Annotated in this window: 11 protein-coding genes and 3 tRNA genes; 7 read left to right on the forward strand and 7 right to left on the reverse strand. The window is 55.6% G+C overall.

Annotated elements, in window-relative coordinates; genetic code table 11:
* Positions 1–101: 101 nt before the first annotated feature.
* From HFD95_RS14055 to HFD95_RS14065, 3 genes are all read left to right on the forward strand, one after another.
* Complete coding sequence (locus HFD95_RS14055; RefSeq protein WP_010251485.1) at positions 102–1,490, forward strand: MFS transporter; 1,389 nt, start codon at positions 102–104, stop codon at positions 1,488–1,490.
* Positions 1,491–1,576: 86 nt separating this feature from the next.
* Positions 1,577–2,599: a LacI family DNA-binding transcriptional regulator gene (locus tag HFD95_RS14060; protein WP_029519642.1), complete on the forward strand. Its 1,023-nt coding sequence runs from the start codon at positions 1,577–1,579 to the stop codon at positions 2,597–2,599.
* 11 nt (positions 2,600–2,610) lie between these two features.
* Positions 2,611–3,597, forward strand: coding sequence for a nucleoside hydrolase (locus HFD95_RS14065; protein ID WP_010671717.1), 987 nt, complete (start codon positions 2,611–2,613; stop codon positions 3,595–3,597).
* 155 nt (positions 3,598–3,752) lie between these two features.
* Here HFD95_RS14065 and HFD95_RS14070 read toward each other — a convergent pair whose 3' ends face one another.
* The 3 genes from HFD95_RS14070 to HFD95_RS14080 all read right to left on the reverse strand — a co-directional run bounded on the left by HFD95_RS14070 (position 3,753) and on the right by HFD95_RS14080 (position 6,397).
* The gene (locus HFD95_RS14070; protein ID WP_010671716.1) at positions 3,753–4,217 is read right to left on the reverse strand and encodes a YbaK/EbsC family protein; all 465 of its coding nucleotides are present in this window, start codon (positions 4,215–4,217) and stop codon (positions 3,753–3,755) included.
* A 94-nt stretch (positions 4,218–4,311) separates the two neighbouring features.
* Positions 4,312–5,106 (reverse strand): siderophore-iron reductase FhuF, encoded by a 795-nt coding sequence (fhuF, locus tag HFD95_RS14075; protein WP_010251473.1) that lies wholly within the window; start codon positions 5,104–5,106, stop codon positions 4,312–4,314.
* Between the two features lie 193 nt (positions 5,107–5,299).
* A complete protein-coding gene (locus HFD95_RS14080; RefSeq protein WP_033759809.1) occupies positions 5,300–6,397 on the reverse strand; it encodes a diguanylate cyclase in 1,098 nt (365 codons plus the stop codon).
* A 231-nt stretch (positions 6,398–6,628) separates the two neighbouring features.
* On the opposite strand from HFD95_RS14080, the gene HFD95_RS14085 reads away from it, so the two are divergent.
* A complete protein-coding gene (locus HFD95_RS14085; RefSeq protein ID WP_010251467.1) occupies positions 6,629–6,913 on the forward strand; it encodes a DUF1435 domain-containing protein in 285 nt (94 codons plus the stop codon).
* A 161-nt stretch (positions 6,914–7,074) separates the two neighbouring features.
* On the opposite strand, the gene HFD95_RS14090 is transcribed toward HFD95_RS14085, so the two are convergent.
* The 4 genes from HFD95_RS14090 to rsmC all read right to left on the reverse strand — a co-directional run bounded on the left by HFD95_RS14090 (position 7,075) and on the right by rsmC (position 8,576).
* Positions 7,075–7,161, reverse strand: a tRNA-Leu gene (locus HFD95_RS14090).
* A gap of 28 nt (positions 7,162–7,189) precedes the next feature.
* Positions 7,190–7,276 (reverse strand) — tRNA-Leu (locus HFD95_RS14095).
* A gap of 30 nt (positions 7,277–7,306) precedes the next feature.
* Positions 7,307–7,393: transfer RNA gene (locus HFD95_RS14100), tRNA-Leu, on the reverse strand.
* 151 nt (positions 7,394–7,544) lie between these two features.
* Positions 7,545–8,576, reverse strand: a complete 1,032-nt coding sequence (gene rsmC, locus HFD95_RS14105; protein ID WP_010253598.1) for a 16S rRNA (guanine(1207)-N(2))-methyltransferase RsmC — start codon at positions 8,574–8,576, stop codon at positions 7,545–7,547.
* A gap of 106 nt (positions 8,577–8,682) precedes the next feature.
* On the opposite strand from rsmC, the gene HFD95_RS14110 reads away from it, so the two are divergent.
* Genes HFD95_RS14110 through yjjG form a run of 3 tightly spaced genes read left to right on the forward strand, consistent with a single transcriptional unit; the run spans position 8,683 to position 10,204 of the window.
* A complete protein-coding gene (locus HFD95_RS14110) occupies positions 8,683–9,093 on the forward strand; it encodes a DNA polymerase III subunit psi (RefSeq protein ID WP_022625367.1) in 411 nt (136 codons plus the stop codon).
* Positions 9,065–9,505, forward strand: a complete 441-nt coding sequence (gene rimI / locus HFD95_RS14115) for a ribosomal protein S18-alanine N-acetyltransferase (protein WP_167430378.1) — start codon at positions 9,065–9,067, stop codon at positions 9,503–9,505. The genes HFD95_RS14110 and rimI overlap by 29 nt, the downstream gene beginning before the upstream one ends.
* Positions 9,506–9,523: 18 nt before the next feature.
* Positions 9,524–10,204: a pyrimidine 5'-nucleotidase gene (gene yjjG, locus HFD95_RS14120; RefSeq protein WP_010671712.1), complete on the forward strand. Its 681-nt coding sequence runs from the start codon at positions 9,524–9,526 to the stop codon at positions 10,202–10,204.
* The last annotated feature ends 139 nt before the right edge of the window (positions 10,205–10,343 follow it).

The raw sequence follows: 10,343 nt of genomic DNA on the forward strand, positions 1-10,343 counted from the left end.
TAGTCAACTGAACGTCGTCACCGGGGAATTTCCGCTTTTATCAGGGAATCGACCCATGGACGGGCGTTTATCGATCTGCATACTCATTCAGGGATAGGGTTATGACGGCACACAACTCCGTTAATCAGCAGGCATCACTGTCATCCACTTCAGCCGCCGATGAGCGGTTTAACACCCCTTCAGGCCGCAAAGATTTCTGGCGCGCCACTTTCTCATGCTGGCTCGGAACGGCAATGGAGTACGCGGATTTCGCGCTCTATGGCCTGGCGGCCGGTATTATCTTCGGCGACGTCTTCTTTCCGGAATCAACCCCTGCAATGGCACTGCTCTCCAGCTTTGCTACCTGGTCAGTCGGCTTTGTTGCCCGGCCTATCGGCGCACTCTTTTTCGGCTGGCTCGGTGACCGCAAAGGCCGAAAGGTGGTGATGATCTCCACCATCATTCTGATGGGCGCTTCCACGACGTTGATCGGCCTAATCCCGAGCTATGCCTCTATTGGCGTCTGGGCGCCTGCCTGTCTGGTTCTGCTGCGCTTTACGCAGGGTTTCGGCGCTGGCGCGGAGTTATCGGGCGGCACGGTGATGCTGGGCGAATATGCGCCGACAGAGCGTCGCGGACTGATCTCCTCCGTGATCGCACTGGGTTCTAACAGCGGCACACTGCTGGCTTCGCTGGTCTGGTTGCTGGTGGTACAAATGGATCAGCAAAGCCTGCTGGAGTGGGGCTGGCGTATTCCGTTCCTCAGCAGTGCGCTGATTGCGCTGGTTGCCTTGTGGATTCGACGTCATCTGCGCGAAACGCCGGTGTTTGAGCGCAGAAAAGCGGAGATGGAAGCGGAACGCGCAGGCGTGCTGGCCGCTCCGGTGGTGGATCAGCGGCCTTTCTTCCAGCGTACCCGTGCCTTCTGGACCATGGTTGGCCTGCGTATCGGCGAAAATGGCCCCTCCTATCTGGCGCAGGGCTTCATCGTCGGTTACGTCGCAAAGGTGCTGATGGTCGACAAGTCCGTACCAACCACTGCGGTGTTCCTCGCGTCGTTGCTGGGTTTCCTGATCATTCCTTTAGCGGGCTGGCTCTCTGACCGCTTTGGTCGCCGGGTGGTTTATCGCGTGTTCTGTCTGCTACTGATGTTCTACGCCTGGCCCGCCTTTACGCTGCTCGACACGCGTGAACCGATGCTGGTGATCCCGGTTATCGTGGTCGGTATGGCGCTGGCGTCGCTGGGTATTTTTGGTGTGCAGGCGGCATGGGGCGTGGAGATGTTCGGCGTTCATCATCGCTACACCAAAATGGCAGTAGCTAAAGAACTGGGCTCGATTTTGTCCGGCGGAACCGCACCACTTATTGCCGCTGCTATGCTTTCTTATACCGGTCACTGGTGGCCGATTGCGGTTTATTTCTCGGCGATGGCCGCAATTGGGTTCTTTACCACCTTTGTCGCGCCTGAAACGCGAGGGCGGGATCTCAATCTGCCTGAAGATGCCATCTAGCTTTGCCTGAGGATGCCATCTGCCAGGATAGCGCGAAAAGCAGCAGGCCGTGTAAAGCGGCCTGTTTTTTTATGGAGGAACGTGATGTGCCTAAGTCGTTAACGGGAAAAGTGACCCGCAGTGAAGTTGCGAAAGCGGCAGGCACCTCAGTGGCAGTTGTCAGTTATGTCATCAATAACGGGCCTCGTCCGGTTGCCGAGGCGACCCGTCAGCGGGTACTGGAGGCGATTAAAGCCACCGGTTACCGGCCAAATGCGGCAGCACGTGCACTGGCTTCCGGTAACACCAAAACCTTCGGGCTGGTGGTGCCCAACATCGGCAATCCTTTTGTGGCCTCAATGGCGCACGTGTTGTTGCAGGAGTCGATGAATCACGGCCACGTCATGCTGCTGGGTGATGCAGGTGATGACCGCAAGCGCGAACTGGAGTTAATTCAGGGACTGCTTAATCGGCAGGTCGATGGACTCTTTTACAACAGCGTCGATCGCCATCCTTACATTGACCTGATTAAAGCCAGCGGTACGCCACTGGTCATGCTGGAGCGGGTTGAGCCTCAGCCGGGCGTTAACATGCTGCGGGTCAATGAACGTCAGGCCGCCTGGCAGGTGACGGCACATCTGTTGAGTCATGGTTATCAGCAGGTCGGCATAATCAGCGGCCCGGTCGATATGCTTAACGCGCAGGATCGTATTCAGGGCTGGCGTGATGCCATGCAGGATCGCGGGCTGCCGATTGATGAATCGCTGATGTTTCCCGCCAGCTACACCCCACAGGGCGGATACGCTGCGGCACAAACCATGATCGCCCGGGGTCGTGTGCCTCGTGCACTGTTTACCAGCAACGAAGGTCAGGCGATTGGCGCGCTTCGCGCCTTTTCCGAACATCAGATCCGTGTGCCACAGGATGTGGCGCTGGTCTGTTTTAACGGTACCAATCACTCCTCGTTTCACGTCCCGACATTAACGACCGTGCGCCAGCCACTGCGTGAGATGGCTCGCTCTGCGATTCATATGCTGAAAGAGGGACAGAGCGAAGCGCAATTAAAGGAGTTTCCACACTACCTTGAAATCGGTGAATCCTGCGGCTGTGAGCCGCAAAGCCAGAGTTAGCCTATAAAAATATGAAAAGAATTATTATTGACTGCGATCCCGGCAACGGTATCGCGGGTGCCAACACCGATGATGGGCTGGCGATTGCGCTGGCCTTAGCTTCACCTGCACTGTCGCTGGAATTGATCACCACCGTGGCCGGTAACACGCCATGTGAAGTTGGCGCGCGCGTCGCCAAAGATCTGATCGTCCGGCTGGGATTATCTATCCCGGTAATTCAGGGGGCGACGCAGGCGCTACAGGAAGATCCTGCGCCGTGGCGCGAGACGCTGGATAACCGGGTCAATCAGCTTGCGCTGGGTAAGATGTGGCAGGGCGTGCGCCAGCCAGCGGATATCGCGGCGGATGCGTTTGATGCTGCTGACGCTATCGGCAAACTGATTTGCGACAATCCGGGCGAGATTACCCTGGTGGCGATTGGCCCGCTGACGAATGTGGCGCTGGCAATGCAGCGCTATCCCGCCATGGCCGACGCTGTGGCGGAAATTGTCATTATGGGCGGCGTATTTACGCTGGATGATTATATCAAAGACACCAATTTTGGCCTGGATCCGGAAGCGGCCCATCAGGTGCTGCACAGTGGTGCAGCAGTAACGCTGGTTCCGATGGATGTCACCACGCAGACGCTGCTGACCCAGCAGGATTTGACCCGCCTGACCGCCGTCGATCATCCACTGACCGAATTTGTGCGCGACACGCTGCGTCCGTGGATCGACTATTCGATGGCGACCCGGCATCTGGCGGGATGCTGGATCCACGATGCGCTGGTAGTCGCCTGGTTGCTGAATCAGCGGGTCGCGGCAGGCATCGATTACCGGGTGGATATTGAACTGCGTCCCGGTGCGACGCGCGGCAAAAGCTGGCGTTATCGTCAGCCCCTTCGGCTCACTGTCGGCGTGCCTGAGCAGTGCGGCGCATCGGTGCATGTGCTGCATCGTGTCGATAACACGCTGCTGTTATCGATTATTGAACAGGCATTTAAGCGCCTGAAATCCTGATGTCGTGGGCGATTCACTCGCCCGCGTGCTGGCGGCAGCGGATCGGTTTCCAGAAGGGCGCTGTGACCATCAAACGCTGACGGTATCCGTCAGTTTATCAGCAGCATCAGGGCGCGGGCAGAAGGTGCAGGGCTTGTGTGAGCTGATACCCGGCATTACATTGCTTCGCACACATCGACCCAGCGGGCGTTAGTCAGTTCAGCCATCAGCTGTGGGGTAATGCGAACGGCGCTGTGGATAGCACCGGCGGCGGGCAGGACTTCCTCGAAACTGCGAAGTGAAACATCACAGTAAACGGTCAGCGGATTCTCAAGACCGAAAGGACAGACGCCGCCCACCGGATGGCCGGTCCAGTTAATCACCTCGTCCACGCTCAGCATTCGCGCTTTCGCCCCCAGCGCCGCTTTCAGCTTGCGATTATCCAGCCGGGCATCGCCTCGTGTCACAATCAGCACCACGTCGTTTTTCACTTTCAGTGACAGGGTTTTGGCAATCTCTCCTGGCGTCACGCCATGGGCGCGGGCAGCCATCCCGACCGTCGCAGTGCTTTCGGCCAGTTCAATAATTTCAATTTCAGGGGCGTGTTCGGCGAAGAACTGGCGCACGGACTCCAGGCTCATCTTTCTCTCCAGGCTGATCGAAGGCGTAAAAATTGCCACAAGCCTCAGTGCCTGTAAACGAGATAAACGGAGAATTCAGCGTAATTAAGTCTGTTTAGCTGCCGCTCAGGGTGCAGTTGCCGCATTGTTCGACATCGGGAATGCGATAACGCTGGCAGCAGCTGCGACGGACCAGTTCACCATTACGTGGGATCATGGTGCGGTAGAGCGGATTTTCGCTGCCATCCAGAAGCCGCTGGTTGAAGAACAGCGCCTGCTCCAGTTGCAGCACCAGCGACTCATCGATCTGACTTTTCAGCTCACCCAGGAACCACTGGAATGAGTAGCCCATATTGTTCCAGATGAGTCGGGCGTTGATATCACCATGCTGCGTAATACCATTGACTACCGGGATCAGATGCTGCTGAATCAGCCGATCGATACGCTGCTGAGGGTTAAGGTAGCGCGCTTCTTCATCCTCCTGCACATCGATCCAGAAAGTGGCCGGATGACCATTTTCATGAAAACCGACGCGGATATGCTCTGGCGAGCAGTCCAGCGCACGCGACTCCTGCAACAGCGCCATGATCAGTGTGGGCAGCAGCAGACCAAAATACCATTGCGCCCAGAGTGACAGCACCGGTTTCGCTTCACGAACGGCATCAGGATGATCGCGATAGAGATAATCGCTGTAGCGCTGAATAATTGGGGTAAAGGCTTCTGATTGTGACCAGGCGGCGAGGGTCAGCGTGTCGCGCGGCGCAGGCTGGCTGAGCTTCGTCGATTCAAGCAGATAGCTGCGCTGTTGTTGCAGCCGCTCATGCAGACTTTCCGCCAGTGGACGGTCATTCTGCCGGAAGATCATCGACTGAGCGTTAAAACGCTGTTCCTGAGCTGAAACGGTTGCCATGACGACTCGCGAAAAGTGTAGATAAGAAAGCAAATGATAATCGTTATTGATTAACTCTACAAGTCGTGTAAAAAATCGTCGTTGCGGGTGGGAAAACGGCAGGGTTGAGGTCAGTTATCCGATCGGGCAGAGCAGCAAAGAGCCGGGCATATCGCGCCGAAGCTTCAGTGATTACCGATGGCGTTACGCTTAATTATGCATGTTCACTGGCGGTCTGATGCTGTTTTCGGGGTAAATCCTCCCAGGCGAGAATGGTATTCCGGCCCTGATTTTTAGCCACATATAATGCGCTGTCAGCATTGGCGACCGCCAGGTCAAATTCATTATCGTAAATAGGCGCGATGCCGGCACTGATGGTGACGTGGGTTGAAACGGTTTCATTGAAAAGATGAGGAATTTCTAAATCCAGCACGTACTGACGGATTCGCTCTGCCAGTTTCATGGCGATGGAACTGTTCACATTGGTCATCAATACCAGAAACTCTTCGCCGCCATAGCGGGTGACAACATCGCGTGAACGCACCGCATCACGAATTGCGACAGAGACCCGCGCCAGCGCCTGATCGCCCATCGCATGCCCGTAATTGTCGTTATAGGACTTAAAGTGATCGATATCCAGCAGCAGCACATAGTGGCTGCCAGCATGGTTTTCCAGAATATTATCGAGCCGGTTCTTAAGACCACGACGGTTATAAAGCCCGGTCAGCGGGTCGAGCATGCTGAGGTCGCTGAATGTCTCTTTCTCTTCGTAGAGCTGATGCATCAGGCGCAGAGTAAAGTTGTCGGCACGGCGGCGCATCAGATGCTGTAGTGAAAAACCAATCAGCGGCAGCGTAATGGTCAGCAGGATCAGCGGCAGGTGCTGCGCATTGTCGAGCAGCAATACGGTGAGCACCGGTGGCGTGACATGCAGACAAAAAGCCCCCAGATAGTCGCTCAGGGCGATGGCACTGATAAATAACACGCTAATCAAACTGATAATAAGAAAGCCACCATCAAAATAGAACACCTGATGAAAGCGATAATTAATATGCCAGGCCCAGAGCATTCCCAGCAGCAGCGCCACAGGATTTAACAGGGGAAGTTTTACTTTAGGCCATATTAAAAGAGAAATTAACATGATGACGCTAAAGGCCGCGACACTCATTACCGGCAGGGTCGTCTCACTTTGCTCACTGCTCATTATTGGCAGCAGATGAAATAGCGAAACGGCGATATTCAGAAACAGAAAAAGCATCACTGAAAGCCGGTATTTACTCTGTTTCAGTTCTTCATAAGATTGTAATTTCATTATAAATACTCGTGACGACCCTGAAATACCAAAGCGCACGCCGGCAAAACCAGGTTCTGCCAGACAATGAGCAAATTATTGCTGTTGCTGTTATTAAAGGTGTTATCGGCCGCAATCTAGCATTTTCCAACTGGTCTGTCATCTTCGTTGCCGGGCGTGACAAAAACAGGCTGCAGAGCAGGCAAAACTGTCATATGATAATGGGAATGCTTATCATTTGAGGTTGGTGTCATGGGGATAGCGATTATCGCGGCCTGCGGCCTGTGGGGAGTCAGTTGGGCACTGGGTAAAAAGCTGGATAGTGCGTGGGGCGTGTTGCTGCCGTGCATTGCGCTGCCGCTGTTCGCCTTATGGGAACCGAGCTTCAGCCAGTGGCGGATGGTGATGACGGTTGCGCTGCTGCTGACTGTCGTGATGCTGTTTAACCAGCGGCTGCGTCACTATCTGCTGTTGCCATCCTGTCTGGCGTTAGCGGGCGGACTGGCGGCTGTCTCTGTGAATTTTCATCTGAATTAACATAAGCGGAATGGTTAAAACCAGCGAACGGCGTGAAGCGGCTGGAAAAGGTAAAGCGACCGAAAAACAGAACAACTGGAAAAGGTAAAACGAGCAGGGGGTAAAACGAAACTACAGGGGAACAGAAGAGATGAGCGGGAAAGGCCTGAAGATGACAACGTTGGTGCGAAGAGAGGGACTTGAACCCTCACGTCCGTTAAGACACTAACACCTGAAGCTAGCGCGTCTACCAATTCCGCCACCTTCGCATCGAGTTGTCTGTTCATATCACCGCAATGGTGCGAAGAGAGGGACTTGAACCCTCACGTCCGTTAAGACACTAACACCTGAAGCTAGCGCGTCTACCAATTCCGCCACCTTCGCGCAGTGCTCGCGATATGAAACTTGTGATTTTGGTGCGAAGAGAGGGACTTGAACCCTCACGTCCGTTAGGACACTAACACCTGAAGCTAGCGCGTCTACCAATTCCGCCACCTTCGCATACCCGTAACACCTTGAGAATGTTACAACCACGGAGGCGCATTCTAGAGATTTTACTCTTTGCGTCAACAACTATTTCGTCGGGCTGAAACGATCGCTGTAAAAAGCAACGTTTTCAGCCCGGCAAAGCAGTTAACGGCAGGAAAAACCCTTAGCGCGTTTTGGCACCGCGACCATAGACGGCACGGTAAACTTTAAAGCGGCCGGTTTGCGCGATGACTTCATGGCTGCCGAAGGCTTCATCCAGCGCCTGCGGGTAGGGCAGGAAGGTGTTGGCAACGATACGCAACTCGCCGCCGGTATTCAGGTGCTTCACCGCACCACGAATCAGCGCCTGTGCGGCGTCGAGGCTGGTCTGAGTGCCCTCATGGAAGGGCGGATTAGAGATAATCATGTCGAAACGACCAGTCACGTCAGAGAAGACGTTGCTGGCGAAGACTTCGCCCTCGATGCCATTGGCGGCCAGCGTCGCTTTACTCGCTTCAATCGCCGCTGCGTGCACGTCACACAGCCACAGACGCACTTTAGGCGAACGGGCAGGCAGCGAGGCGGCAATCACGCCCGCGCCACAGCCCATATCCAGCACTTTACCTTTGGTGTGCGGGGTAAAGGTCGACAGCAGCAGTGCGCTGCCGCTATCCAGACCGTCACGGCTGAAGACGCCAGGCAGGGTATGAATCGTCAGACCATCAAGCTGATACTGGTGACCAAAAGTGCTGGCATCGAATTCAGGCTGTTTGTCGAGGCGACCGTGGTAGAGACCACAGCGACGCGCGCTGTCGATCTTCTCCAGCTTCACCCACGACTCCATCATGCCTTCGGCGCTGCGCACGCCGCTGCGGTTTTCACCGACCACGAACACGTCGCAGCCCACCGGCAGCAGCGACAGCAGGTTCTGCAGCTGGAACTGCACTTCCGGCTTATTCTTGGTCCAGAAGTAGACCAGGGTATCGCAGCCCTGCACATCTTCGGCCTGAGCAACCATTCCGTAACGCGCCTGTTCGCCCATACGGCGGCTCAGGTTTTGCCAGTGATGATATTGCTGGGTGTGAACGCGCGATGAGGCGGTTTCCAGCTGAGCGGGCAGGTCATCCTGCAGATCGCCAGCAAATAAAACATGGCGGGCGGTAAATTCATCACTGTGGCGCAGAATGACTTCGCTGGCCGGGGTAAAAGCAGACATGTAGGGCTCCTGTAAGATCTGAGCGGGGATTATAGTGGTTTGTTGGCGCATGTTCGATGGGTTTGCTAGCATAGCGTCGCATTCAGGCAGCAGAACAGGTAACACCATGACGTCCAGGCGCGACTGGCTTTTACAGCAAATGGGAATTACGCAGTACCAACTGCGCCGCCCGCGCGTGCTTCAGGGCGAAATTGCCGTCACGCTGGCACCGGACACGCAGTTAATTATTGTCGCTGACGCACCGCCCGGTTTGCATGAACCGCTGATGCGCGATGTGCTGCATGCCCTCAATCTGCAACCCGCTCAGGTAATGACCGTGACACCGGATCAGCTGCAAATGCTGCCGGAAACGCTGAACTGCGCGGGCTGGTTGCTCGGCGTAGAGAGCGAACAGACTTTCAATGGCGTGGCATTAACCAGCGCCTCTTTTAATGAACTGATCAGCAGCGGCGTCGCCAAACGCGCGCTCTGGCAACAGATGTGTAACCATGACAGCCATCTCTTTACTCACCCCTGACGATCTGGCGCAGTCCTTCGCCATTGAGTGTCGTAGTCACGCGTTTCCCTGGAGTGAAAAGACGTTTGCCAGCAATCAGGGCGAGCGCTTTATCAATTTACGTCTCGACGTTGACGGCCAAATGGCCGCCTTTGCGATTACGCAGGTGGTACTGGACGAAGCCTCGCTGTTTAACATCGCGGTCGATCCCGCTTTTCAGCGCCGGGGATTGGGCCGCCAGCTGTTGCAGCATCTGATCGATGAGTTGATCAAACGCGACGTGCTGACGCTGTGGCTGGAAGTGCGGGCCTCGAACCTGCCCGCCATCGCGCTCTATGAGCAGCTTGGATTCAATCAGGTCAGTCGTCGCCCCAACTATTATCCCACCGCCAGCGGCCGTGAAGATGCCATTCTCATGGCACTGACGCCGTAGCGGTGTTAAGGAGCTTTAATGATTGATAACTGGGATTGCATCCTGTTTGATGCCGACGATACCCTTTTTCATTTCGACGCCTATGCCGGTTTGCAGCGCCTGTTCGCCGGTTATGACGTGCAGTTCACCGACCAGGATTACAGCGATTATCAGGCGATAAACAAGCCGCTGTGGGTCGATTATCAGAACGGTGCTATCTCCGCGTTACAGCTGCAGACTCAGCGTTTCAACCACTGGAGCGAAAAGCTCAGCGTTGCGCCGGAGATCCTCAACAGCGGCTTCCTCAGCGCAATGGGAGAGATCTGCACGCCGCTGCCGGGCGCGGTCAGCCTGATGAACCAACTGCATGGCCGGGTGAAAATGGGCATCATCACCAACGGTTTTACTGCGCTGCAGCAGACGCGTCTGGAGCGCACCGGTTTTCGTGATTACTTCTCGGCGCTGGTAATCTCCGAGCAGGTCGGCCAGCCAAAACCGGCGCCAGAGATTTTTGATTACGCACTGAATCTGATGGGCAACCCGGATCGTGAGCGGGTGCTTATGGTGGGTGATACGCCAGAGTCAGACATTCTGGGCGGCATGAATGCCGGTATTAAAACCTGCTGGCTCGATCATGGCACCCGGCCATTGCCGGAACATATTAAGCCCACCTGGCAGGTCAAATCGCTGGGCGAGCTGGAAGCGCTGCTCATCGGCTAACGCAAGACGCCTTGCAAATCAGCATCTTTCCCATAAAAAAGGCCCGCACAGCGGTAATGTCAGTCAGTTAAGCGACAGGTGATAACGCAGTCTGGTGCCGGGCAGGGGCTGGCGGTCCTCGCGCCGCTGCGCGGTTCCT

This window comes from Pantoea sp. EKM10T (assembly GCF_011800685.1).
In the GTDB taxonomy this organism is placed as follows: Bacteria; Pseudomonadota; Gammaproteobacteria; order Enterobacterales; family Enterobacteriaceae; genus Pantoea; species Pantoea agglomerans.

Bases quoted from the DNA above. Each gene is read 5' to 3' on its own strand.
- HFD95_RS14055 (WP_010251485.1), top strand. From the start codon at position 102: ATGACGGCACACAACTCCGTTAATCAGCAGGCATCACTGTCATCCACT.
- HFD95_RS14065 (WP_010671717.1), top strand. From the start codon at position 2,611: ATGAAAAGAATTATTATTGACTGCGATCCCGGCAACGGTATCGCGGGT.
- HFD95_RS14070 (WP_010671716.1), bottom strand. From the start codon at position 4,217: ATGAGCCTGGAGTCCGTGCGCCAGTTCTTCGCCGAACACGCCCCTGAA.
- fhuF (WP_010251473.1), bottom strand. From the start codon at position 5,106: ATGGCAACCGTTTCAGCTCAGGAACAGCGTTTTAACGCTCAGTCGATG.
- HFD95_RS14080 (WP_033759809.1), bottom strand. From the start codon at position 6,397: ATGAAATTACAATCTTATGAAGAACTGAAACAGAGTAAATACCGGCTT.
- HFD95_RS14085 (WP_010251467.1), top strand. From the start codon at position 6,629: ATGGGGATAGCGATTATCGCGGCCTGCGGCCTGTGGGGAGTCAGTTGG.
- rsmC (WP_010253598.1), bottom strand. From the start codon at position 8,576: ATGTCTGCTTTTACCCCGGCCAGCGAAGTCATTCTGCGCCACAGTGAT.
- HFD95_RS14110 (WP_022625367.1), top strand. From the start codon at position 8,683: ATGACGTCCAGGCGCGACTGGCTTTTACAGCAAATGGGAATTACGCAG.
- rimI (WP_167430378.1), top strand. From the start codon at position 9,065: ATGACAGCCATCTCTTTACTCACCCCTGACGATCTGGCGCAGTCCTTC.
- yjjG (WP_010671712.1), top strand. From the start codon at position 9,524: ATGATTGATAACTGGGATTGCATCCTGTTTGATGCCGACGATACCCTT.